The 24492-nt window shown below is 49.4% G+C and carries 17 protein-coding genes and 5 pseudogenes; 9 read left to right on the top strand and 13 right to left on the bottom strand.

Annotated elements, in window-relative coordinates; all coding sequences use genetic code 11:
• The first annotated feature begins 142 nt into the window (after positions 1–142).
• From KHX94_RS11700 to KHX94_RS11675, 4 genes and pseudogenes are all read left to right on the top strand, one after another.
• Positions 143–1813 (top strand): GMC family oxidoreductase, encoded by a 1671-nt coding sequence (locus tag KHX94_RS11700; RefSeq protein ID WP_213680773.1) that lies wholly within the window; start codon positions 143–145, stop codon positions 1811–1813.
• Between the two features lie 28 nt (positions 1814–1841).
• Positions 1842–2800: pseudogene (locus tag KHX94_RS11690) on the top strand (aldehyde dehydrogenase family protein).
• Positions 2730–3331 (top strand): annotated as a pseudogene (locus KHX94_RS11680) (aldehyde dehydrogenase family protein). The pseudogenes KHX94_RS11690 and KHX94_RS11680 overlap by 71 nt, the downstream one beginning before the upstream one ends.
• 218 nt (positions 3332–3549) lie before the next feature.
• Complete coding sequence (locus KHX94_RS11675) at positions 3550–4017, top strand: MarR family winged helix-turn-helix transcriptional regulator (RefSeq protein ID WP_213680768.1); 468 nt, start codon at positions 3550–3552, stop codon at positions 4015–4017.
• 289 nt (positions 4018–4306) lie between these two features.
• On the opposite strand, the gene KHX94_RS11670 is transcribed toward KHX94_RS11675, so the two are convergent.
• Positions 4307–5065: an SDR family oxidoreductase gene (locus KHX94_RS11670; protein ID WP_244859120.1), complete on the bottom strand. Its 759-nt coding sequence runs from the start codon at positions 5063–5065 to the stop codon at positions 4307–4309.
• A gap of 112 nt (positions 5066–5177) precedes the next feature.
• Here KHX94_RS11670 and KHX94_RS11665 point away from each other — a divergent pair, with 112 nt between their 5' ends.
• On the top strand, positions 5178–5792 hold the full coding sequence (locus KHX94_RS11665) for a TetR/AcrR family transcriptional regulator (RefSeq protein ID WP_213680767.1): 615 nt from the start codon (positions 5178–5180) through the stop codon (positions 5790–5792).
• 496 nt (positions 5793–6288) lie between these two features.
• Here the strand turns inward: KHX94_RS11665 and KHX94_RS11660 are convergent, their stop codons facing one another.
• Positions 6289–6858, bottom strand: a complete 570-nt coding sequence (locus KHX94_RS11660) for a DJ-1/PfpI family protein (protein WP_133040172.1) — start codon at positions 6856–6858, stop codon at positions 6289–6291.
• 155 nt (positions 6859–7013) lie between these two features.
• On the opposite strand from KHX94_RS11660, the gene KHX94_RS11655 reads away from it, so the two are divergent.
• A complete protein-coding gene (locus KHX94_RS11655; RefSeq protein ID WP_213683424.1) occupies positions 7014–8219 on the top strand; it encodes an IS4 family transposase in 1206 nt (401 codons plus the stop codon).
• A 135-nt stretch (positions 8220–8354) separates the two neighbouring features.
• On the opposite strand, the gene KHX94_RS11650 is transcribed toward KHX94_RS11655, so the two are convergent.
• From KHX94_RS11650 to KHX94_RS11640, 3 genes are read right to left on the bottom strand one after another with little or no spacing between them, the layout of a single operon-like run.
• Positions 8355–8978 (bottom strand): DUF3800 domain-containing protein, encoded by a 624-nt coding sequence (locus KHX94_RS11650; protein ID WP_213680766.1) that lies wholly within the window; start codon positions 8976–8978, stop codon positions 8355–8357.
• A gap of 29 nt (positions 8979–9007) precedes the next feature.
• On the bottom strand, positions 9008–9460 hold the full coding sequence (locus KHX94_RS11645) for a DUF3800 domain-containing protein (RefSeq protein WP_213680765.1): 453 nt from the start codon (positions 9458–9460) through the stop codon (positions 9008–9010).
• 35 nt (positions 9461–9495) lie between these two features.
• Positions 9496–10050, bottom strand: coding sequence for a hypothetical protein (locus KHX94_RS11640; RefSeq protein ID WP_213680764.1), 555 nt, complete (start codon positions 10048–10050; stop codon positions 9496–9498).
• 1028 nt (positions 10051–11078) lie between these two features.
• On the opposite strand from KHX94_RS11640, the gene KHX94_RS11635 reads away from it, so the two are divergent.
• Entirely contained in the window at positions 11079–11411 is a 333-nt protein-coding gene (locus KHX94_RS11635) for a DMT family transporter (protein WP_213680763.1), read from the top strand.
• Between the two features lie 755 nt (positions 11412–12166).
• Here KHX94_RS11635 and ssb read toward each other — a convergent pair.
• The 3 genes and pseudogenes from ssb to KHX94_RS11620 form a co-directional block, all read right to left on the bottom strand.
• Complete coding sequence (gene ssb / locus KHX94_RS11630) at positions 12167–12832, bottom strand: single-stranded DNA-binding protein (RefSeq protein ID WP_213680762.1); 666 nt, start codon at positions 12830–12832, stop codon at positions 12167–12169.
• 37 nt (positions 12833–12869) lie between these two features.
• A pseudogene (locus KHX94_RS11625) lies at positions 12870–14235 on the bottom strand (MFS transporter).
• A 252-nt stretch (positions 14236–14487) separates the two neighbouring features.
• Positions 14488–15602: pseudogene (locus tag KHX94_RS11620) on the bottom strand (NADH:flavin oxidoreductase/NADH oxidase).
• Between the two features lie 108 nt (positions 15603–15710).
• Between KHX94_RS11620 and KHX94_RS11615 the strand changes: the two are divergent.
• Positions 15711–16601: a LysR family transcriptional regulator gene (locus tag KHX94_RS11615; protein WP_213680761.1), complete on the top strand. Its 891-nt coding sequence runs from the start codon at positions 15711–15713 to the stop codon at positions 16599–16601.
• 149 nt (positions 16602–16750) lie between these two features.
• The gene (gene uvrA, locus KHX94_RS11610; protein WP_213683423.1) at positions 16751–19576 is read left to right on the top strand and encodes an excinuclease ABC subunit UvrA; all 2826 of its coding nucleotides are present in this window, start codon (positions 16751–16753) and stop codon (positions 19574–19576) included.
• Positions 19577–19623: 47 nt separating this feature from the next.
• Here uvrA and KHX94_RS11605 read toward each other — a convergent pair.
• The 5 genes and pseudogenes from KHX94_RS11605 to KHX94_RS11585 form a co-directional block, all read right to left on the bottom strand.
• Positions 19624–20905: pseudogene (locus tag KHX94_RS11605) on the bottom strand (winged helix-turn-helix domain-containing protein).
• A 147-nt stretch (positions 20906–21052) separates the two neighbouring features.
• Positions 21053–21832, bottom strand: coding sequence for an ABC transporter permease (locus KHX94_RS11600; RefSeq protein WP_213680760.1), 780 nt, complete (start codon positions 21830–21832; stop codon positions 21053–21055).
• Positions 21829–22725, bottom strand: coding sequence for an ABC transporter ATP-binding protein (locus tag KHX94_RS11595; protein ID WP_213680759.1), 897 nt, complete (start codon positions 22723–22725; stop codon positions 21829–21831). Before KHX94_RS11595 ends, KHX94_RS11600 begins: the two co-directional genes overlap by 4 nt.
• Complete coding sequence (gene nosD / locus KHX94_RS11590) at positions 22709–23992, bottom strand: nitrous oxide reductase family maturation protein NosD (RefSeq protein ID WP_213680758.1); 1284 nt, start codon at positions 23990–23992, stop codon at positions 22709–22711. Before nosD ends, KHX94_RS11595 begins: the two co-directional genes overlap by 17 nt.
• Positions 23989–24483: a nitrous oxide reductase accessory protein NosL gene (locus KHX94_RS11585; RefSeq protein WP_213680757.1), complete on the bottom strand. Its 495-nt coding sequence runs from the start codon at positions 24481–24483 to the stop codon at positions 23989–23991. Before KHX94_RS11585 ends, nosD begins: the two co-directional genes overlap by 4 nt.
• Positions 24484–24492 lie beyond the last annotated feature (9 nt).

Raw genomic sequence — 24492 nt, 5'->3', positions numbered from 1 at the left:
TCGACAGGTGGATGTATGCAATAACGAATTCTAGATGTTTTTCAGGTAAAGCAATCCATGAATGGATACCACGGCATACCAATGGATACCGGCAAGATCGCGCCTATTGGTCGTCGCTTTAGAGCCTAAAGAGGAAGTAAATATGTCTACACAAACATTCGACTATATCATTATCGGCGCCGGCTCTGCCGGATGTGTTATCGCTTATAACCTGTTAACTCGAGGCAAAGGTTCGGTACTGTTGCTCGAAGCCGGTGGTAACGACAATAACCTGTTTATCAAGGCACCAGGCGGTATGGCGCTGGTGATCCCTAAAAAATCTTGGCCATATAAGGCTGAACCAGAACCCTATACCAAAAACCGCTCTATGGATGTGCTACAAGGCAGAGTGCTCGGTGGCGGTTCCTCTATCAACGGCATGGTGTATGTGCGCGGTCAACGTTCTGACTACGATGCGTGGGAAAACGACTTTGGTGCCACTGGCTGGAATGGCGACACCATGTTGCACTACTTCAAAAAAGCCGAAAACAACGAAGCCATGGCCAATGAATACCATGGCAACAGCGGCCCACTGTATGTTTCCGAAAACCGTTATCGTCACCCCATGAGTGATGCGTTTGTACGTGCGGGCCAACAGGCCGGGTACGACTATATCGTCGATCATAACGGCGCCCGAATGGAAGGTGTTGGCTTCTACCAAACCACAACCCATAACGGGGAACGTGCTTCCACTGCGCGTACTTATCTGAAACGGGTACGCGATGATAAAAACCTCACCCTTGAACTGAATGCCATGGTTTCTCGCGTAGAAATCGACAATGGCCGCGCCACTGGCGTGACTTACAAAGTGCATGGCAAAGAAGTGACCGCCAATGCCAAACAAGAGGTGATTGTTTGTGCCGGTGCAATCGGTTCAGCCAAAGTGCTGCAACTGTCAGGTGTTGGCCCTGCCGATGTACTAAAACGTGCTGGCGTAAAACAAAAATTTGAGCTGCCAGTAGGTAAAAACTTCCACGACCACTTACATATGTCAGTGAACGCCACCATCAAAGAACCGATTTCGCTTTATGGTGAAGACAAGGGATTGAAAGCTCTAGGCCATGGCATCGAATGGGTGTTTAGCCGCTCCGGGGTCTTAACTTCTCCAATTCTGGAAGCCTTCGCCTTTATCGACAGTACAGGTTCAGGCCACCCCGATGTGCAATTCCACTTTTTGCCAATCCTAGACACCTGGGATGACCCAGATCTGAACCAAAAAGGTCACACTCACGGCATCACCATTAAAACTGGTCACTTACAGCCAAAATCTCGCGGTGAAGTAGAAATTCGCTCGGCAGATCCCGAAGAGTTACCACGCATTCGCGCCGCATATTTGGAAAAAGAAGAAGACGTTCAAGGCCAAATTCGAGCCACTAAACTAGCGCTGAAATTCTTTGAACAACCAGCACTGAAAGAACACGTAGTTGAAGTGTTTAACCCCACCTGTTCTGCCGATGACGATGCCGCCATTGAGGAATATGTACGCCGCGTATCCCGCACGGTTTATCACCCAGTGGGTACCTGTCGTATCGGTCAAGACCCTGCGATTTCTGTGGTTGACCCAGAACTGCGCGTACACGGCATTAAAGGACTCCGTGTCGCCGATAGCTCAGTGATGCCACATATTCCATCCGGCAACACCAATGCCCCAACTATCGCTATTGCTGAAAAAGCCAGCGATTTGCTCTGTGGCATCAGCGACCCATTTAGCAACACCACCGCAGCTAAAACCGGCACTCGTAGCAATGCCGATGCTGCCGTGGCAACCCATTAATTTTTAACGACCATAAGGACATAATATTATGGCTAAAGTACAGCTACTGCCTGAAGTCAAAGCGTTTCTAGCGCGTCAGCAAGGTCATTTTATCAATGGTAAAGCGGTTCCCGGTTCAGCCGTTGACCGCGAAGAGATCCGTAACCCCGCTAATGGTGAATTAGTGGGGACCGTTGCCCGCGCCACTCACGATGAAGTGGAACAAGCCATTGCCAGTGCCCATGCCGCCTTCAAAGGTGCCTGGGCAGACACCACCCCGCACAAAAAGAACGCATTTTGCTGCGCTTTGCTGACTTGATTGAACAGCACGGCGAAGAAATTGCCCAATTGGAAACCCTGCAATCAGGTAAATTGCTGTCGCTGTCGCGGATGATTGAAGTGGGTTGGGCCGCACAATTCCTGCGTTATTACGCTGGATGGGCCACCAAAATTGCGGGGCAAACGCTGACCCCATCAGTGCCATCGGCAAACGGTGAAAAATACACTGCCATGACCCTGCGCCAACCACTGGGCGTGGTGTTCGGGATTATTCCGTGGAATTTCCCAGTGATGATCCCTATCTGGAAACTCGGCGCAGCCTTAGCCACAGGTAACACCGCACTGCTGAAATCTGCCTCTCCGACGCCATTTTCACTGCTGCGTGTCGCTGAACTGGGTAAAGAAGCGGGTCTGCCTGACGGTGTCCTTAATGTCATCAATGGCCCCGGTAAATTAGGCGACCAAATCATCCCTGATGACCGTATCGCTAAAGTGTCATTGACTGGCTCAGTACGTACTGGGCATATCATTGCCGATGCGGCGATGAAAGCGAACCTGAAACACGTTACCCTCGAACTGGGTGGTAAGAATGCCGCCGGATTTCTGCCCGATATGAGTGTGGAAGAGATAGTTAACGGCATGTTCGAAGCCAGGCTTTATGCATACAGGGCAAATCTGTGCCTCTGCCGAACGTTTCTTGGTGCATACCAGCCAAATCGATGCGGTTGAAGCGGCTATCCGTGCCCGTTTGGAAGGTATTGAAGCTGGCGATCCAATGGATGAAAACGCCCAGTTTGGCCCAGTAGCCACTGAAGATCAGTACAAAAAGTGATTGAAGCCTTTGAAACTGCCACCGCCCAAGGTGACCGTTTTGTTGTCGGCGGTGAAACTTACAATCGCCCAGGCTTCTACGTTAAACCAACGGTGATCCGTGCAAAATCCCTCGACAATGCGTCATGGCGTGAAGAAGTCTTTGGCCCAGTGGCAACGCTTGCCACCTATGACACCGAAGCAGAACTGATCCACAAAATGAACGACACCCCGTATGGTTTGACAGCCTCTATTTGGACACATGATTTGTCTAAGGCGTTGCGATTAGTGCCACAGGTTGAAGCAGGTACAGTTTGGGTGAATATGCATACCATCGTCGATCCAGGTGTGCCCTTTGGTGGTGCCAAAGGTTCAGGTATCGGCCGTGAATATGGTTCCGCCTTTATTGAGGATTATACCGAGCTGAAATCAGTAATGATCCGCTACTAAAAAGCAGCAGTGAGTGGCGTGGATATTGTCATCTACGCCTTAAACAAGCGCCCCACGCATTGGTGCCGGGGCGCAGTTTAGCGAAGTCAGTGTCATGACCGCGCAACACCTCAATAGTTTTTCAACACTCAACAACATTACGATGCCAAACATGACGACCTTGCTCCGCTTACTCTTATTCGATTTACATTCCAACCCCAGTTGTTAATAATGGCCCCATGACAACATTTACCACTACCCGCTCCCGTTTTGGGTTGCATTTTTCCTTGATCGCCCGCCAATGGCGCCGGGTGATGCAAACTCAGTTAACGTCAATCGGCCTCACCGATACCACCTGGGTACCACTGGTGCACCTCAACGAATGCCCAGGACTTACCCTAAAAGCACTCGCATTGAGAGTAGGCGTTGACAGTTCTAGCCTAGTGCGCGTTATTGACGCACTAGAACGTGACGGCGTTGTAGAACGCAAGCGTGATATTGCCGATGGCCGCTCCAAACAACTCTTCCTGACGGAGAAAGGCGAGCAGCGGGTGGCATGTATCCGTGGCGAACTGTGCCGTTTCGAAGAAACCATGCTGATCGACATCAATGACGATGAAATCGAGGTGATAAAAACCTTGTTTGATCGCTTGCAACTACGCTTGGACGCTTTTGAAAACAATAACGACCCTGAATCATCGTCTTGAGCTAATCGCGCCACGAGCACTTAGCCAATTACCATCAATCCCCGTTATCAGTGACACAGAAGACCGCAGCAGTCATGCTCTATCTCAATGGCCTTAACACCTGGTTGATGCATACCGTTATACCACAGTTACACTACAGGCCACGCCGTTGCGACTAACGAGAAGTGCACGCGGTACAGCATCAGCAACAACAAACGCTTAGGCCAAGCAAACAACCGTCAATACAGGCACAGCAAAATGAGAAGTGCGTTGTCACCACCTTTAGTAATTGGCAGTGACAATCCCGTCATTACACCATCTCTAGGTTTGCCGCTCCTGCCCATGCAATAGCATCTGCCCCTGCGGGTAACAACATTGGCGCAGTCGGCGTATTGACTAGGTGCCACACAGCCTTGGCAACATCTTCAGCATAAGTGACAGGTTCAGTCGATTCTTGCCACCCAGAAAATACGTCCTGAGTTAACGCCAAGTATGGCTCTGGAAATTCCAGCATTTGCACACTGGCATTTTCGCCAAAACGTGTACTTGGAGCACGGCCAGGTAATATCGCCCCGCCCCTAATGTTAAATTGTGCTAGCTCTAACGCGAGCGACTTTGTAAAAGCATTCACTGCCGCCTTACTCGCCGTATAGATAGATAAGAGTGGCAGTGATTTCAGAGTAACGCTGGATGTGATATTCACAATCACACCGGATTTCTGCGCGCGGAATTGCGGTAATACCGCCTGAATCATTGCCATAGTGCCAAAAGTGTTGGTTTCAAAAATCTCGCGGATTTTTTGTAGTGGCGTCCCCTCCAATGCATTCAAGAAACCAATTCCGGCATTATTCACTAGCACATCAATTGTCCCCGCAGCTGCAACCGCTTTATGGATTGAATCGATGTCAGTAACATCCAAAGGCAGGATCCTTAGTCTATCAGAATTGGGCAAAATACCATCGCAAGGGGTACGCATAGTCGCGATGACCTGCCAATCGCGCGCAAGGAAATACTTGGCAATTTCAAGGCCAAACCCTGAAGAGCATCCGGTAATCATAACGGTTTTCATGTGGTAAACTCCGGCTGAAAAATGAATGTTTAGAAAGCATTTTTAGTAACAAACACAATTACGATACATTATAGTTTCGAAACTAACAAGTATCGAATTAAAAGAGGCATGCATGACTCCCCCAGAAAAAGCCACAGCGACAGTAGGGCGAAAACGCAATCACAAACTGGATGAGGCTATTCTTGAGTCCGCTATCGATATCCTCGCCGCAGCGGGTTTTGATGGTATGACCATGGATATGGTGTCCACCCAGGCAAAAGTAGGTAAAGCAACGGTCTATCGTCGCTGGTCTTCCAAAGCGGAACTCGTACGTGATGCCATGGTTCACATGAGTCGAAATTCCCTTAATACCGAACATCTCCCCGATACAGGGACACTCAAAAACGACCTGATGGCGCTGCTCAAGCCGCATTCACTAGAATATAGCGAGCGAAAACTGAAGGTACTTGCGGGGCTGGGGTCTTTCTACGCGGGTTACCAGAAAATAGCGGAAGATGCCATGCAGGGAATTTTCGAGCCATGGAGCGTACTCAACCGAACATTGATGCTACGGGCTCAAGAGAGAGGGGAAATTTCGCCTCAGGCAGATATTGATATGGCGTGTGAAATAATTGTCGCCATGGTGGCCTATCACAGTCGCATCGAGCACCGCGTTTTTAGCAAAGAAGACTATGGCACCTTACTGGACCATATTTTGTTGCCCGCCCTCAAACACGCAGAAAGCTAATCGATAGCCGTGACTTATGAGTCACAGCCCATCAGTCTTCAGCGACACAGAAGACCGCTGCAACTATAGCGGTCTCAATGGCCACAACTGGATACAGCAAACACCACTTTGGCAGCGTACTATCTAAGCGGTAAAGCAGGTAAAAGTTGCAACCTGAATGAGAGCGATTGGCGGCAGCGGTGCGAGCAACCCTCGACAGCGTTAAGCGATATCAACTCGCGTCTCTAGACAGAGGCAAGGCTCCAACGGCGTAAACAAGTCATGCGGATAACCAAACCCGCGACTTTTATTGGCAATGAAGAGAGCAAGGTCAACCGCCGAAACTGATTTGCCAAAGATCACTCATTCAGGTTCTTTCTGGCCAGACAAGGCTTCTGGACAAGAAAGCTATGTGCCTATTGACAGAGGGAATCATATCAATGCTGCAAATAACCGGTGCAAATGGAGCGCAGCGGAATTTGCATCCGAGTTAATTTACCTTGTTATATGGGGTTCCTTAACTCCCACACCAATATGGATAGTCCATTTGTTTCGAAATTCTAATTCGGGCGTCCACACCAGCCAATCGCTCAACAAGAAAGAGGCCTAAATCAATAGATGACGACACGCCCCTTCCAGTCACCACATCACCTTCATCAACCACGCGCTGGTCAACTACAGTGTCGCAATAGGTCTCCAACTCACCAAACGCATTCGGGTGGGTTGTCGCACGCTTTCCGGCAAGAAACCCGGCTGAACCCAATAGGAGAGCCCCGGTGCAAACCGAAACCTTTAATTTCGCAGAACTGCCCGTTTTCAACCAGTCCGTAAAACCACGGTCAAATTGAAGGGAACGAGTTCCAAAACCACCGGGCACAAAGATAAGGTCATACCCAACCAATGTTTCCCCAACCTTGTCAGGAAAAAGCCGTAGCCCCTTATCGTCGGTTACCTCTTTTGTGAATGAACAAATATCCCACTCGAACTCGGGAAGAATGTTCATAGATTTCAAACGGGTTAGCGGATCATAGGCTCCGATCAGGTCCAATGTGGTCATCTGATCGAAAATGATGAATGCAACTTTCATAAAAGTCCTTACAATTCGTGAGTATCAGTAACTGACCATATAACGCCCGCGTCTAACGAATCCCCTCATAAATTAAAGCAGATTCAATGATATAGACACGCATGGTGCAATTTGATCTAATTCATCTCGCCAAAAACATACCAGAACAATACACCATGCGTGATATCTCTATCTTACATGATTTGCTTAAAAATCAATGCGCTAATTTGTATCATAAACGGCTTTCCTCTCTGATGTTGGCTGTGCAATCGTTGCTTGATGGACAGCAACTTTCTCTTACCGAACTGGGCCGAAATATCACTGGACCCGTTGCGGCTAAGCACAACATTAAACGTATCGACCGATTGCTTGGTAATCGCGCGTTGCACAACGAAAGACTCGATATTTATCGGTGGCATGCCCAACTGCTCTGCGGGGCAAATCCGATGCCGATAATTCTTATTGATTGGTCTGATGTAAGAGAACAGATGCGCCATCAAACCTTGCGTGCTTCTGTGAGCTTTGAAGGGCGTTCAGTCATCCTCTATGAGCGGGTATTTCCATTTTCTCAATACAATTCCCCGGTCAGTCACAATCCCTTTCTACGAGAATTGGCTGCCATATTGCCTGAACGATGTTGTCCTCTAATAATCACCGATGCGGGCTATCGCAACACTTGGTTTCGTGAAGTTGAAAAACTTGGGTGGTTCTGGCTTGGACGTGTCCGTGGTGAAGTCGGCTTTCGTGAACATGGTCAGTCCAAATGGCGTAGCAACAAGTCCTTTTATCCTTCTGCCAACGCCAGAGCACGTTATCTCGGTATGGGTGATCTGGGTCGGAAAAGCCCCATTAAAGCCTGTTTACACCTGTTTAAAGCTAAATCCAAAGGACGTAAAGACCAGCGTTCCTCCAAAGCAGGGCGTCATCACAATGCACAACAAAATTATCGTGACAGCAGTAAAGAGCCCTGGCTACTCGCAACGAATATCCCCGCAGAATCGCTGACATCAAAGAAACTCGTCAATCTCTACGCCAAGCGAATGCAAATAGAAGAAAGCTTCCGCGATATTAAAAGCCCACAATACGGACTAGGATTGCGTCACAGCAGAACACGTTGCCCTAAACGGTTCGATATCCTGTTGCTCATTGCAATGCTTGCCGAATGGCTACTAAGGCTTATTGGAATAATTGCGCATAAGCATAATTGGCAGCGCGACTTTCAGGCTAATACTATCCGGAACCGTCCGGTCCTATCACTAATAAGACTAGGTAGAGAAGTTAGAAAACGACGGCAGAATTACCCCGTTGCAATCTCTGAAATTCGATGGGCAATAACTTATTACATCCGGAGAGTTCACGTTACCGCATTGCCTGAATTATGAGGGGATCCCCCAGCGCCTTGCTAAGCTGCTGCTAACGCAATACCTAACTTACAGCAATGCACTGTAAGCACAAAACTTTTTGGAACTGAAAATGCCACGCGTTAGCAGTCGGCTTAAGCAATTTGTTATGTACGCTTACAACTTAAATTTTTTGAACAATTTATTTCTTCTACTAATAGGAAGAACAAAGTTAACACTAAAATTGTTCACTTTGGGATTGTAAGACTCTAACAGTTTCGCAAAAACATCATGATACACATCATCAATTACGTCATCATTATAAATGAAATCCATAACATATCTGGACATAAATCCTGCTAATACATCAGCCAATTGAACTCCTGATACTTTTTTAGAGTCAGGAAAATGAATAGATATCTCATCCTTTATATTAAAGTCAGTTGTAGGATCGAATTGATTTTCACCACTAAAATTTCTAATTTGTTCGGTACAATATACTAAAATATCATCAAAATGATCTTGCTGATCATGAAAGAATGCAACATCTGACATATCTCCTTTGTGGTGTTTGTTCACTTTAGCCATAATATTAAACCAGCAATGCACATGAGGAAGAAGATGAATATCACTTCCTCTTTTACTTATATCTGGTATTGGAATTAAATTTTTAACTAAATCAGCCTTATGCGATTTATTATTGTGATAAAACTTGATGGTTTCTTGTACACAATTTAGAGCTTTGCTCTTATATTGGAATGTACACTCCTTACTTCTGAAATAATTCCTCAACTCTTTCATTGAGTTAAGAAGTTTTGATTCAGATTTATCTATACATGCTTCAAAAATGCATCATAACACTTTAAAGGTAAATGCTCGGCCAAATAGTCAGCCAGTTCATTTCCAAAACCAATAGCCTGCTGCTCATTATCAAATTGTTGAAAATATGGAGGGACAATTTGGTGGTTAACCATCGAAGTTGTAATACAATATTTTTTATCTACAACTTCAACATAGAAAGGAAGATTTTCCTGTTTTATGTAATGAAACAAATCAATTATAAATTTTGGTTTAGACTTATACAAATTTTTTGATTTTAACTCATCACCTTGAACTTTATGTTTTTTCTTCAAGGCTTCTATGTATTCATTTAGATCTTCACAGCTTTCAACCTTAACGCAAGATAGCGAAAAAAATGGTTGATTAGCAAAGTTAATATCAGCAGGTAATTTTACTAAATCGCCTGTATTTCCACTTTCATCCAAAAAATACTTGTTTGTCACTTTTTACTCCTAGTACATAACGACCAAATAACGGGCTAAGAAAACTTGGCTACAATTGACGACCAAAGGGAGGAAAGCCAAGTTTTTCGAGTCCCGTTGATTTGCTTGTTAGGCTTTATTTTAGTATGAACCAATTCAATAGGATCACCGCCAGCTGCAATTTCAAAATTTAGCTTTTTTAAGGCGTCGATAGCTATTGATGATTTTCTGTAACAACGAGCATAAATTTTACTATTTTGATTTTTAGAAATAGTGTCTTGAACTAAATAAGTAAAACAGCCTTTTTGTTTGAAAGGCGTTTTTGTTCCAGCCAAATGAACTTCAACTTCGTTATTTTCTTTGCAACAAACAAGAAATGACGAAGGAGAGCCATCAATTTCAGCTACAGACAACTCCATTGGTACAAATACTGGAGCTTGAATACTGTTACGAAGTTTGATCATCTGAACTCCACCATGCTCAATAACAGAGTTTAAATAACCTTCGGCTTGCATTTGCATTGTTGGTAAAAAATGTCCGTCTCTAGCGCCTTCTTTTAATAATTTTACTATCCAGCGTAGATCACTACTTGAACCCTTCCTGATTTCCATTACGACCTCTGGTTATAGATAAAGCCTAACAGTGTATTAGACGACAAAATGTCGTGTTTAATTCCGACATTTTGTCCAAATTCGTGAATTTACATAAAGAGATATTACTGACATTCTTTTGATAAATAAAAATATTTTTATTTTTTGAGCAATGATTCGTACATCAAAATACGTCGAAATGTCTGAAATCTGCCTATTTTGCGACATCTGGACGATACAGTATATCTATCCAGTTTTAACACATGGCTGGAAACTTCCACTAAACGGTATATAGATGAGAATTTTTGGGGCATAAAGTCCGTTTGTTGCTTGCTCCACCAACACCCTGCTAACTCACTTTCGGGCAAACATGCGACTATGTCGTGCGCTCCCAACATTGGAAAATAACCCTGAATTAAATTTGATGTAAACGACACCAATCTCCCCAGCCGCGCTACTGAAATGCGGAGTAGCTGAACTGGGCTGCTCCACGGCATTTGGGCATCCTGCCCGGCAAATACCGAGCGACGAAGGTTGAGCATGGGCGAACGAGACAACGTCTTGAATCTGTATGTGTGAGGCCAGGATCGACAAGGGTGATGCTTTCAAGGATAGAAAACCGTGAATCCTGAGTGTAGCCATTTTCAGCATAAAGCAGAAGAGTTGTCAGTGACGTGGGGCGTCCTCGGGGTTATAAGGGCAAATATTCATCTTCGATGAGTGAGCTTATGAGCGTGAGCCAAGGATGTCGTTCGAAGGACGAGTATCACCCTTTGGCCACAGAGTGAGCGCGGAAGCTCGCGACTTAAGCAACGCAGTATAGGCATAGATTCCTTCAGCTCAGAATGGAACGATGAATCCCCCATTACGATAGTCACTCTATTACATTACTATGAGTCAACTGACTCATGACTACTATGGGTACGGTAGACTGCGCTGACTTTAACTGGGCAGTATTGCACAGATATTTAGTGTTTTAACAAGACTGATATTTAATCACAACGCTCCTTATACTTAGCCTTGATCTAATCCTACATAAGGGTGTTTTTGTGAAAAATTGGCTGTTCTTAACTATTGCGATACTCGGTGAAGTAATGGCGACGACAACATTAAAGTCTACCGATGGTTTTACTAAACTACTTCCTTCCTTTGTTGTTTGCCTTGGCTACGTTATTTCTTTTTATTTCCTATCGTTATCCCTTAAAGCGATACCCGTTGCCATTGCCTATGCGGTTTGGGCTGGCTTAGGGGTAGCTTGCGTCACTGTGATTGCGTGGATTGTCTATGGACAGAAAATGGACGCATGGGGATTTTTTGGCATCGGATTAATCGTATGTGGTGTTGCTGTACTTAATCTGCTGTCTAAAACTAGCACTCATTGAGCCAACAGTGAATCGCACCGTTACTCTGTAGCATCACTAAAATTTGCTCAATAGACTTGGAACTCACCATTACCAAAGCAGCACAGAATGGGGCAAAGGTGATTACTCCGCAAGTGCAGACAACGCCATTTCCCCTTCGGCACAGCTGAGGATGTTGCTGAAAAATGGTGTGGCTGAGGCATGGATGCCGAAGCGCGAAGGTTGAGCAGGACGCGAATCCTGAGTGTAGCCATTTTCAGCATAAAACCGAAGAGTTGTCAGTGGCGTGGGGCGTCCTCGGGGTTCCAAGGGGCGATGGACGAGCATCGCCCTTTGGCCGCATTGTGAGCGCGGTAGCTCACGACTTTAGCAAACGCAGTTTGCATAGGCATAGCCTATTCCTTTGACTCAGAATAGAACGATGTGAATCGCCACCGTTACTCTGTAGCATCACTAAAATTTTCTCAATAGGCTTTGGAACTCACCATTACCAAAGCAGCACAGAATGGGGCAAAAGAGCTGTATTACTCCGCAAATGCAGACAACGCGACCCTGGCGACGCGAGGATGTTGCTGAGAAATGGTGTAGCTGAGAGGCCATTCTTGGACATCTATGTCCGCCAAGGCATTTGAGCTTTCTGCCTGAGATTATCTTCACATCGAATGATATGCGGCGCCCTAAACAAAGTTTGGGTCTGGATTAACCCGACAAAAAAGCCACTGCGAACAGTGGCTTTTCCATAGAAACTGACACGGTGAATACTCACCAACCCCATCCTAGAACGGGATATCATCATCCCAGCCATCATCCAGATCTGGTGTGTAATTCTGCTGTGGCTGCTGTTGTGGTTGCTGCTGAGGTTGTGGTGCAGGGCGCTGCTGCGATTGCGGTTTAGGCGCATAACCACTGTTCTGCTGTGGCTGTTGATAAGCCGGAGCCGCCTGTTGCGGAGCATTGTACTGCGGTGCTGACGGCTGTGGTGCCGCGTACTGTGGCTGGGATTGCTGTGGAGCAGCATACTGATTACCGCCCTGAGGCGCAGTATAACCACCGCCCATATTACCGCCCTGCGCTGGTGCGCCACCTTGATTCTGCTGACGACCACCCAGCATCTGCATGCTACCCTGCATATCGATAACCACCTCGGTAGTGTAGCGATCCTGACCACCTTGATCCTTCCACTTACGGGTTTGCAGGCGACCTTCCAGATATACTTGCGAACCTTTACGCAGATATTCCCCGGCCACTTCAGCCAGCTTGCCGAAGATGACCACACGATGCCACTCGGTACGTTCCTGTTGCTGTCCCTGCTGATCCTTCCAGGTATCACTGGTCGCCACGGTGATATTTGCTACAGCATTGCCGTTTGGCATATAGCGCACTTCGGGGTCCTGCCCCAGATTGCCTACCAGAATTACCTTGTTAACACCACGACTGGCCATGAAAATCTCCTGCGATTCTTAATCTTTTATGTTGAGCTTAATTGGCAGAGCCTAGCACAGCTCGCGCTGCCGTTAAATCGAATTGATCGTTGACCTTGAGGTAAGCAACCTTTTCTTCAAGCACAACAATAGCTTCGGCAACCCCTTCAAGTTGAGACAATTTGGCGGCCATCTGCTGCGCTTGCTCACGTCCCTTAACTGCGGCTTCCAGCGTGTAACTTTTGAGCAGTTTGGGATTACGCATACCAAAGGTAAGTCCAATCCAGATCAACATCAGCACCACAGCTACCATAAACACGCCAGTAGACCCCAACCATTGGTAAGCACCACCACCAAAAAGGCCGCCACAGAATGCCCCGAGGAACTGACTGGTGGAGTAAACGCCCATTGCGGAGCCTTTAGCGCCTACTGGACAAAACTTGGAGATTAAGCTTGGCAGTGAGGCTTCTAGGTAATTGAAGCCAGTAAAAAAGGCAATAACGGCGACACTCAACGCCACCAGATTGTGCGGCAAGGATGCCATCAGCGCCAAGGCTAACACCATAATCACCAAGGCTATCTGGAACATCTGTTTGGTATTTTGCCGTTTCACCCCGATGATGATCATCGGCACCATCAACATAAAGGAACAGACAAACGCCGGGAAATACAGCAACCAGTGTTTTTCTTTCACAAGTCCGGCGTCCACCAAATCCAGCGGCAGCGCCACAAACACCGCGGTTAAGACCAGATGCAGCAAGAAAATCCCGGCATCCAAGCGGAACAGTTGTGGATCTTTCAGCATCTGCCACAGTTTACCGGCCTGCGCCGAAGTATCCCCGCAGGTGCATGGTGTACCGGATTAGGCACCAACAGCTGCATGATCCCCATACCAACAAGTGCCAGCACGCCAGTGAGTGCGAACAAGCCAGCGAGCCCCAGATGTTGCGCCACGATTGGCCCCAACAGTAAGGAAACCGCAAAAGAGCCACCAATACACATGCCGATAATGGCCATCACTTTAGTGCGCTGCTCATCACGGGTGAGGTCGGCAGCCAAGGCCAGCACCGCTGCGGCAATAGCGCCCATGCCTTGTATGGCTCGTCCCGCCACCACGCCGTAAATTGTAGTGGACATGGCCGCCACCACACTGCCGATAGCAAATAACACTAGGCCACCGAGGATCACGGGTTTGCGGCCAATTTTATCGGACAGTATCCCCATTGGGATTTGCAGTAATGCTTGTGTCAACCCGTACGCGCCGATGGCAATTCCCACCCACAGTGGTGAAAATCCTTGTAAGTGCTGCCCATAAAGTGCAAACACCGGCATGATCATAAACAGGCCCAGCATGCGTAATCCAAACACACTGGCTAAAGAGAAGGCGACTTTTTCTCAGTTCCGGAAAGTCCAGCATTGGCCATGTTGTTTTTGCCCTGAGTTCAGTTTTATTTAAGGAAAGGAGGTGCAGTTTAACACGAAGCTTTTTCCCGCCCAAAGGGAAATCCCACCGTTGCGATCACGATTCGGTAGTAAAAGATAAATTAGCGAGTTATCAAAAAGATAGTTTGATTAAATTGCGTTAATGTTATTGCCCTTATCAGCCAAGCTGCAACACCGCAGTGGCCAGAGTAAAACACCCGCATGGCGCGGGTGTTGCTGGCAATATCACACGCTTACAGGGATGAACCAGTCCCCGAACCATGATAGCGGGATAACCAATAGGCATACTGCTCTGGCAGCACTGAGGCGGGTTTTTCAACGCCGAGAGCTTGGGCTATCTGCATCGGATAATGAGGATTAACAAGATGGGCACGCCCAATCATCACCAATTCAATCTGTTTATCTGCCACGGCCTTTTCTGCCATTAACGGATTATCAAGACACCAGCCAGTGGCTACGGCCAGTTCGGCTTCACGCCCGACTTTGGCTGCAATTGGCACCATAAAACCTGGCCCCCACGGGACATTCGCGTTCTGGGTGGAGAAGCCCATGCTGACATTGAGCATATCCAAACCAGCATGTTTAAACTGCCGGGTTAACTCAATAGACTCCGCTAAGGTTTCTTCATCGTGGCCATCGAACTCAATCACCCCAAAACGGGCAGTCAGTGGCAGATGCTCAGGCCAAACTTCACGCACGGCTTGCAGCGTTTCCAGTAAGAAGCGGCTACGTCCGGCAAAATCACCGCCATAAGCATCTGTACGCTGATTAGCTGCACGTGAAAAAAGGTCTGCGCCAGATAACCGTGGGCAAAATGCAGTTCCAGCCACTCAAAACCGGCAGCAAGCGCCCGCTGGGCAGCCGCGACAAAGTCCGCTTTAACCCGCTGGATATCATCAAGGGTCATGGCCTTTGGCACCTTGGATAACCCACCGCCAAACGCGATGGCTGATGGCGCAATGGTGTCCCAACCATTGGGCTGATCAGACGGAATATGATCGTCCCCTTCCCAAGGTCGGTTAACACTGGCTTTACGCCCAGCATGACCGATTTGAATTCCAGGAACCGCGCCACCAGCTTTTATCGCTTTGGCAACCCGCGCCATCCCCTGGATCTGCCCATCTTCCCAAAGTCCGGTACAAGCAGGAGTGATCCGGCCGTCAGGAGAAACCCCAGTAGCTTCAACAATCACCAGCCCAGCACCGCCGCGAGCAATAGCGGCATAATGCGCTTCATGCCAGTCGGTGGTGTAACCATTGACAGCGCTGTACTGACACATAGGAGGCACGGCAATACGGTTACGCAGTGTCACACCTTTTAGGGTGTAAGGAGAAAAAATTGCAGTCATAACTACCTCATCAACGGATGCAATACCAAAAATTTAATCGTATCAGTCTAGGAAGTTATAACTATAATATGAACCGGTATTAAATTATGGCTTCAATAAATTTTACTTATGATTAATCCACTGTGGTTACGCACATTTGTGGCACTGAGTGAGATGAAAAATTTTACTCGCACCGCCGAACGTTTGGGGATTACGCAAGCAGCGGTCAGCCAGCAGATGCGACAACTGGAACGGCAGTTTGGCACCTTGTTGATCCGCCGTGGCCGCGAGATGCAGCTAACGCCCGCCGGTGTAGCACTGCTGCACTATCAGCAAGAGATGGAAACGGCCGAAAACCGTTTACAGATGCGCTTAACGGAGGCGGAAGCCACTTGCGGTGACATTGGTATTGTTTCGCCTGGCAGTATCGGTCTGCGCTTGTATCCGCTGTTATTAGATCTGCAACAGCAGCATGCGGGGCTGATCATCCGTCACCGTTTTGCTCCCGATACCGAAGTGCTGCAAGCTGTGTTGAGTAATCACTATGAGCTTGGTTTAACCAGTACCAAACCGGACGATGCCCGCCTCAATGCCAGCTGTTTTACCAAAGAGCCGTTAGAGTTGGTGATCCCCGCCAACAAAACGATTGAACACTGGCAAGACTTAATGCAACTGGGGTTTATCGATCATCCTGATGGTCGCGCCATGGCGACCCGCCTGTTAAGCCGCTGTTTTCCTGGTAATCCCGGCATTAGCAGTTTACCTGTCACCGGCTTTAGCAATCAGGTAAGCCTGTTATTGGAGCCGGTCGCCAGGGGCTTAGGATTTACGGTACTGCCTCATTTTGCGCGGATATCTTTTGCCAACCAACAGGCCATTAAGGTCGTAGAAACCTCGGTATCCGTGGTCGATACACTATGGCTGATCCACCGTCAGGAATGGCCCTTATCCAGCCGTGCGGAAAAAGTGGTGTGTTACCTGCGGCAGGCGTTACATTGTACCGTAGATGAACCGGAATAGCGTTTAAAAACCGTTACTTTGATAGGGATTTAGCGCCAGGCCATGACGGCTCGCTAGTTGTTAAAATAGCGGGCAATCACTAGGAGATGGCGGCAATTTATGCGATACTGATCGTCTTTTTCTTCGGCCAGCAGTCAGCAATTTCAGCGATGGATAAGATAGAAATCCGCGGTGCCCGCACCCATAACCTAAAAAATATCAATCTCACCATTCCCCGCGATAAATTGATTGTTATCACCGGGTTATCTGGTTCCGGCAAATCCTCACTGGCGTTCGACACGCTCTACGCCGAAGGTCAGCGCCGCTATGTAGAATCCCTGTCAGCCTATGCCCGACAATTCCTAAGCCTGATGGAAAAGCCCGATGTGGATCATATCGAAGGCTTGAGCCCGGCGATCTCCATCGAGCAGAAATCAACATCCCATAACCCGCGCTCTACCGTCGGCACCATTACCGAGGTGTACGATTACCTGCGCTTGTTGTATGCCCGCGTTGGCGAGCCGCGCTGCCCGACCCACGGCGAACCCTTGGCCGCGCAAACCGTGAGCCAGATGGTGGATCAGGTGCTGGCACTGCCAGAAGGTGAGCGCATGATGTTGCTGGCGCCCGTGGTACAAGGCCGTAAAGGTGAGCATGTCAAACTGCTGCAAAATCTGGCGGCACAAGGCTACATCCGCGCCCGTATCGATGGTGAAGTGTGTGACCTTTCCGATCCGCCAGAGCTGGAACTGCAAGTCAAACACACCATTGAAGTAGTGGTGGATCGCTTTAAAGTCCGCGCCGATCTGCAACAGCGTCTGGCTGAATCCTTTGAAACCGCACTGGAACTCTCGGGCGGTATTGCAACGGTTGTCAGCATGGACAACACCGCAGCGGCACCGTTGCTGTTCTCCGCTAACTTTGCCTGTAGCCAGTGTGGCTACTCTATGGCGGAACTGGAACCTCGGCTGTTCTCCTTCAACAATCCGGCGGGCGCTTGTCCTACTTGTGATGGTCTGGGAGTCCAGCAGTTTTTCGATCCAGAAAGAGTCATTACCAATGATGAACTGTCGCTGGCGGGTGGTGCAATTCGCGGTTGGGATCGACGTAATTTCTATTACTTCCAGATGCTGACCTCGCTGGCAGAACACTACCACTTCAAAGTGGAAACCCCGTTTTGCGAGTTACCGGAAAAAATCCGCGATATTGTGCTGCACGGTTCTGGGGAGGAGAAAATCGCCTTCCGTTATATCAATGACCGTGGCGATGTGGTGATACGTAATCATCCATTTGAAGGCATCCTCAACAATATGGATCGCCGTTATCGCGAGACCGAATCTAACGCGGTGCGTGAAGAACTGGCTAAATACATCAGCAACCGCCCTTGTAAAACCTGTGGCGGCTCGCGTTTGCGTGAAGAAGCGCGCAATGTGTTTATCGGCGATGTTAGCCTGCCACAACTGACCGATTGGTCTATCGGCCATACCAGCCGTTATTTTGCCGAGCTGAAATTTGATGGGCAGAAAGCGCAGATTGCCGAAAAGGTACTGAAAGAGATCCAGGATCGACTCGGGTTTCTGGTCAATGTTGGACTGAATTATCTTACGCTGTCGCGCTCTGCCGATACTCTCTCAGGCGGCGAAGCTCAGCGTATCCGCCTGGCAAGCCAGATTGGCGCCGGGTTAGTGGGCGTGATGTACGTGCTGGATGAACCGTCCATTGGTTTGCATCAACGCGATAATGAACGGCTGTTGAGCACCCTGACCCATCTGCGCGATCTCGGCAATACCGTGATTGTGGTAGAACACGATGAAGATGCTATCCGCAGTGCCGATTATATTGTGGATATTGGCCCCGGTGCTGGGGTTCATGGTGGTGAAGTGATCTGCGCTGGTGACCTGAATACCATCATGCAATGTGAGCAGTCACTTACCGGGCAATATCTGTCTGGCAAGCAAAAAATTACTGTGCCCGGCCCCCGTACTGCATGTGATCCCAACAAGATGATCAAGCTGTATGGCGCCCGCGGTAATAACCTCAAGAATGTTAATCTGGAAATTCCCATTGGGCTGCTGACCTGCATCACCGGGGTATCTGGCTCTGGTAAATCGACGCTGATCAACGACACCTTCTTCCGTATTGCCCATAAGATGCTCAACGGCGCCACCGCCAACGAACCCGCGCCTTATGACCGTATTGAAGGCATGGAACTGTGCGACAAAGTGGTGGATATCGATCAGAGCCCGATTGGTCGCACTCCGCGTTCCAATCCTGCCACTTACACAGGCATTTTTACGCCGATCCGTGAGCTGTTTTCTGGCACGCAGGAAGCGCGTACTCGCGGTTATCAGCCAGGGCGTTTCTCCTTTAACGTTAAAGGCGGTCGCTGCGAAGCCTGTCAGGGTGACGGTTTGATCAAGGTAGAGATGCACTTTTTGCCGGATGTGTATGTGCCCTGTGATGTGTGTAAAGGCAAGCGCTATAACCGCGAAACCTTAGAAGTGAGATACAAGGGCAAAAGCATTCATGAAGTGCTGAACATGACGGTAGAAGAAGCCCGCACCTTCTTTGATGCTGTGCCGGCCATTGCCCGCAAACTGCAAACTTTGATGGATGTGGGGCTTTCTTACGTGCAACTCGGGCAGAGCGCCACCACGCTGTCTGGCGGTGAAGCGCAGCGGGTGAAGTTAGCCAAGGAACTGTCTAAACGCGATACCGGCCAGACCCTGTATATTCTGGATGAACCCACCACAGGGCTGCACTTTGCCGATATCCAAATGCTGCTGGATGTACTGCATAAACTGAAAGCCCAAGGCAACACTATTGTGGTGATTGAGCATAATCTGGATGTGATCAAAACCGCAGACTGGATTGTAGACTTAGGGCCAGAAGGCGGCTCAGGCGGCGGCACCATTCTGGTAGCGGGCACACCGGAACAGGTGGCCGAGCATGCGGAATCACATACCGCCCGCTTCCTCAAACCACTGTTGCAATAACGTTTTTTTGCTGTGCACACCAAGGCCCTAAATGGGCCTTGGTGTTATCAGAGACTCACCTGGTTGTAAGTCGTCCAAGCCACAATATTGCCCATCAATGGCACCAGCCATACGGCGGTTTTCTGGTCGCTATAGATACGGTAAAAATACAGCTCTTCATCGCGGATATCGTGTTTGCGGATCTCCCGGTAAAAATCCATTGCTGAGTGACTGACGTTATCTGGCTTAATCAGCTCTTTTTGGGTCACTGTCACTTGGAACACATCCGCTGGCTGGCCGGAAATTTCACTACGATACTGCTGAAAACGGCCACGCAACTGGTATTTGATAGGGGTAGTGATGCAGTTCTGATCGGTCAGACAGGCAGAAAAATAGAACTGGCCGCTATCACTATTTTCATACACCAGCGACATGCTGAGATCGGTACGTACCAACAGTTCGCCCGCCACCGGGAAATAGATATCGGCATGGTAGTTATGTTCAGTAACTTCAGCGTTACTTTCAGCTGGCGGCAAAATAATCCGGTTATAGCGAATGCGCTGCTCCATCTGCTTACTGAGCGGAATAAACTGCTGCATATTCAGCCCGGCAGGCTCGGCCTTGATCGCAGTGATATTGATAATGCCCTCGCCAGCACATTCACCGGTATCAGCACCGGGGCAGATAGTGAAGGAATAGTTATTGCCATCTGTTGCGGCAAAAGCACCGAAGTGGGTCATCCCCTCAATTTGGTTACCTTCCGGTGCCAGATGCTTCTGCCACATTGACGGATGTAACGAGGTAACACTGTCGAGATGATACAGCCGTGCCATGCCGTGAAAACCACCGACATTCAGCAGAATTTGCCTATCAGCCTGGCCAATGATGCAGATGTTTGAGCATGACATGGGCATCACTGAAGTACCACCACAGACATAAAACCAGCGTCAGCAAGGTGATACCAAACAGTTTCACCGACCAGGACACACCCACCAATGCTTTGCGGATCGCCCGACCATCGTTGAGCGCCAGCATATGCACATGAGAACTAGCGGAGATGGTCAGTTCATAACCACGGCGCGCCACCGTCTTTAGCTGGATCTCGGGATAAGGTTCCAGCTTTTTCCGCAAGGTACTAATACATTGCGTCAGAGAAGTCAGAGCCACGACCCGGTCGGGCCAACCGACGGCCAGCAATGCCTCTTTACTGAAAATCGCCTCAGGCTTTTCCAGCAAACAATGCAGGATCTGCGCTTCCGAATAAGACAATGGGATCACCGAGTTATCCCGCTGATCCAGTAACTGCTGAGCCTTGTTATCGAGCGCCAAATAGGGAGTGAGCGGTTGCATCATAACTCCTTGATAATTTTAGCAGACTCGGCTCCTTGAGCCAGATATACAACGGCGCATAGTAACGGTAGAACCACCCAGATAATGTGATGATTTGCGCAAATACCCCTTTGGCTAACATGGATAAACATCGCAGCGTTAACCCGGTCACAACTGCCGCTGGCGAAATGCTCTTAGCGCCAGCCACCATAACCCGGCAAGCCACAACCAAGGTTGCAGGTATAGCAGTAATGACGGCAACTGGCGAGGGTGTTGATTGAGTAATCGAAAGCCACTGGCGGGATTCAGCAGTTGCAGCCATTGCAGCAGTTCTGGTGCCATATGGCTGTCGCTAGCCACGGCTAAAATCAGCAAGGCCAGATCGTACAGCAACACCAGTAATAACCAGAGCAGCAGTACCCAGGCCAATGCCTGGTTGCGGCTGCGCACATGCAGGCTGACCCAGTAACCCGCCAGCAGACAGATAAGCGTCAGTAGCCAGCCGCTCCAAAGCAAGGTTAACAATGGCCGCCACAGCTGTTGCCAATGAATGGACGACCATAATGGTAACAACCACAGCAGCCCGTAGCCCACCAGACAAGCCAACAGTAAAGCGCTGCCCTGCCCTAACAGTTTACCCGCCAGCCACTGCGCCTTGCTGATGGGATACGTCAACATCAGCAACATAGTGCCAGCTTCCGCTTCAGCAACAAACGCATCGGCCGCCAGCAACAAGGCCAACAGCGGCAGCAGAAAACAGCTCAGTGTCACCAGAGAATTCATCAGTTGTGGCAATGGCGGTAACCGCAGTTGCCCACTGACAGCGCTGCTGCCAAAGGTGACGGCCAGGGTTAGCAAGGCAAAGATGCAGGCCGCCAGCCATAGCCAGCGACTGCGACGAGCTTCCTGTAATTCCCGCCATGCGATAACACAGACCATATTTTTCATACCGCCTCCGCCAGTGTTGCCCTTGCATCTGTGCCAGCTAAAAAGTGGCAGAAGAGCTGACGCAGATCCGGTGGCTGCAACTGGTAATCAACACAGTGCCAATGCTGAGTCAGTCGCTGGCTTAATTGCGGCAGTAATGATGCCGGAAAGAGTAACTGCTGCTCACGCAGCCAAGGCGCCAACAGCGGATCGGTATGCCAAGCATGACCCGATGGCAGCCGGATCTGCCACGGCAGTTGCGCCTGCTGTTGCAGCGCTGGCAATGTCCCGCTGGCGGCCACTCGCCCATGCTCTAATATCAGCAGTTGATCCAACACAGGTTCCACCAGCGCCAGTTCATGGGTGCAGACGACTATGCTGCAACCTTGGGAGCGCAGCGTTTGCAAGGTCTGGTACATAAAAGTTGAGGCTAACGGATCGAGCCCAACCGTGGGTTCATCCAGCAGCAACAGCGCTGGCTGACTCAATAATGCCTGAGCTAACCCCAGCCGTTGCCGCTCCCCTTTGGAACATACGCGTAATGGTTGTTTGGCACAGTGCTGCAAGCCAAACTCTGCCAGTAACTGTTTGACTCGACGGCGATTAATCCCTTTCAGATCCGCAAAATACTGCAATAGTTCACCCAACTGCATCTGTGGATAAAAGCTGACATTTTCAGGCAGATAACCCACCTGCAACGGCTGTCTGCCGGGTTTATCCCCCAAAACGGTTAGCGAACCACTATCTGGCTGATACAGCCCTAATAACAGTTTGATTAACGTGGATTTACCGGCACCGTTGTGCCCAAGCAGCGCCAACAGCTCACCACTGTGTAACTGCAAGCTGACCTGTTGTAATCGCGGCTGACCGCCGAGGCAAATCGCCAGCTCGCAGGCATTAATGGTCTGCATCATTTATCTCCTGCCACGGTGCGGGTTGCATCAATGGATACGAATCGGTGATACCCACATTAGGTTGCAATGCCAGCGCGCTGCTGAGCCAACGCAGTAGCTGCACAATCGGGCTCTCAAGCAGTTGCTGGGCTGATGGGTACAACCACAGCAATCTATCCAGCGCATCGTTGGGCTGATAGGGCTGCTCACCCACACCATCGCCATTGAGATCCCAACCCTGATAGCTGCTCCAGTAATTGCCGCGTTGTTCATGGCTCCATTCCAGTGCTTGAGTGCCGATATAGCGCACCTGGATCTGGTTGTTGCTAATACTGTTGCCGTAGAAGTGATTGCCCTCGGCACCCAGGGCCACGCTGATGCCGATATCACTGTTCGCAAAATCATTACCGCGGATCACATTGTCGTGCGCATCATAGATAAACAGGGCCTTCCCCAGATTGCCATCTTCTGCTTTACCTCGGGAGTTACGCACCTGTACCGCCCGATTGCCCAGCAGTTGGCTATCGCGGGTAACATTCAGCAAAATGCCAAAGTCCACCGCCTCGCTGACTTGGTTGTCCTTTAAGGTAATGGCTCTGGAACTCATCAAGGCATAACCGCCACTGACCGCTTCGGCACGGTTCTGCCAGGCTAAGTCATCGTGGGTATACATATAGTGCAGGCCATATTGCAGCCCTTGGAACAGGTTGTGGCTAACACGGCTGTGGCTGACATCTTCCAGATAGATGCCATCGCGCACATCCTGCATATGGTTGTGATGAAGCTGCGGCGCCTCGACGTAACGCATGGCGATACCATCACCACGATCCAGCACATACAGGCGGTGTTCGCCCAGAATGCGGCAATTTTCGATCACCGGTGCGATGAGTTTTTCGGCATAGATGCCATAACCTGGCCCTTGCAAGGTCAAGCGGCTCAGGCGCACACGGTCGGCCCCCGGCAACAATTGCACGCCGGCATCTAAGCTGAAAACATCACTACCCCAATTACGGATGGTCAAGCCGCTGACCTGCGTATCTGCGGCGCTGATCAGCAAAGCACTGCCACTGCCATCCGCAAATAACGTCGCACCGGGCACCGCATGTATGATGAGCGGGTGAGAAATCGTCAGTGGCCCTGGATAGCGCCCGGCGGGCAACACTAGGGTGTCACCGGCAGCGGTGCTGTCCAGCAATGGCTGCAGTGCTTGCCCAGGCTGTGCTTGCCAGTTGGCCGCTTGGCACCAGCCGCAACAGCATAAGCATCCGATAAGCGCCCAACGCATCATCTGCCTGAGCGCATTAATGCGCCCTCCAACAAACTGAGGTTAACCTCTTGATAGCTCAACACCTTTCCGCCCCAAGACGCGGCAAAAGCCTCGGCGGCCTCGCGATTGGAGAATGGTGCTAATGACGGCCCCATGGCACCTTTACGGCGCGAACCATAGACATACCAAGCTTGGGATGCATCGATAAAGGCACTGTCGTCTGGATGTTCCCAATCGGTACGCCCAGCATCGTGTACATACATCGCCTTGATGCGCCGCTGGTTTTCTGGCTGTAAAGCAAAGCTGAACATATCGCGGGTCGAGCAAAACTTGGGCACTAAGCCGTCACTCATCAACAGTTCGCCCTTGGGGCCAGGATGTTGTTGGATCACCATGCCACACAGGTGGCAACGGTCATGAGCCTGAATGGCTTCAGGCATATAGGGATTTTGCGGTTCTGCTGGGCTGCAGCCGCATAACAACACAGCCGCCAAAACTAACCATTTGATCATAGTATTGTC

Source organism: Shewanella dokdonensis, assembly GCF_018394335.1.
Lineage (GTDB): Bacteria > Pseudomonadota > Gammaproteobacteria > Enterobacterales > Shewanellaceae > Shewanella > Shewanella dokdonensis.
This window is presented reverse-complemented; position numbering and strand designations above follow the sequence as displayed.

Bases quoted from the DNA above. Each gene is read 5' to 3' on its own strand.
- KHX94_RS11700 (WP_213680773.1), top strand. From the start codon at position 143: ATGTCTACACAAACATTCGACTATATCATTATCGGCGCCGGCTCTGCC.
- KHX94_RS11675 (WP_213680768.1), top strand. From the start codon at position 3,550: ATGACAACATTTACCACTACCCGCTCCCGTTTTGGGTTGCATTTTTCC.
- KHX94_RS11670 (WP_244859120.1), bottom strand. From the start codon at position 5,065: ATGAAAACCGTTATGATTACCGGATGCTCTTCAGGGTTTGGCCTTGAA.
- KHX94_RS11665 (WP_213680767.1), top strand. From the start codon at position 5,178: ATGACTCCCCCAGAAAAAGCCACAGCGACAGTAGGGCGAAAACGCAAT.
- KHX94_RS11660 (WP_133040172.1), bottom strand. From the start codon at position 6,858: ATGAAAGTTGCATTCATCATTTTCGATCAGATGACCACATTGGACCTG.
- KHX94_RS11655 (WP_213683424.1), top strand. From the start codon at position 7,014: ATGCGTGATATCTCTATCTTACATGATTTGCTTAAAAATCAATGCGCT.
- KHX94_RS11650 (WP_213680766.1), bottom strand. From the start codon at position 8,978: ATGAAAGAGTTGAGGAATTATTTCAGAAGTAAGGAGTGTACATTCCAA.
- KHX94_RS11640 (WP_213680764.1), bottom strand. From the start codon at position 10,050: ATGGAAATCAGGAAGGGTTCAAGTAGTGATCTACGCTGGATAGTAAAA.
- ssb (WP_213680762.1), bottom strand. From the start codon at position 12,832: ATGGCCAGTCGTGGTGTTAACAAGGTAATTCTGGTAGGCAATCTGGGG.
- KHX94_RS11615 (WP_213680761.1), top strand. From the start codon at position 15,711: ATGATTAATCCACTGTGGTTACGCACATTTGTGGCACTGAGTGAGATG.
- uvrA (WP_213683423.1), top strand. From the start codon at position 16,751: ATGGATAAGATAGAAATCCGCGGTGCCCGCACCCATAACCTAAAAAAT.
- KHX94_RS11600 (WP_213680760.1), bottom strand. From the start codon at position 21,832: ATGAAAAATATGGTCTGTGTTATCGCATGGCGGGAATTACAGGAAGCT.
- KHX94_RS11595 (WP_213680759.1), bottom strand. From the start codon at position 22,725: ATGATGCAGACCATTAATGCCTGCGAGCTGGCGATTTGCCTCGGCGGT.
- nosD (WP_213680758.1), bottom strand. From the start codon at position 23,992: ATGATGCGTTGGGCGCTTATCGGATGCTTATGCTGTTGCGGCTGGTGC.
- KHX94_RS11585 (WP_213680757.1), bottom strand. From the start codon at position 24,483: ATGATCAAATGGTTAGTTTTGGCGGCTGTGTTGTTATGCGGCTGCAGC.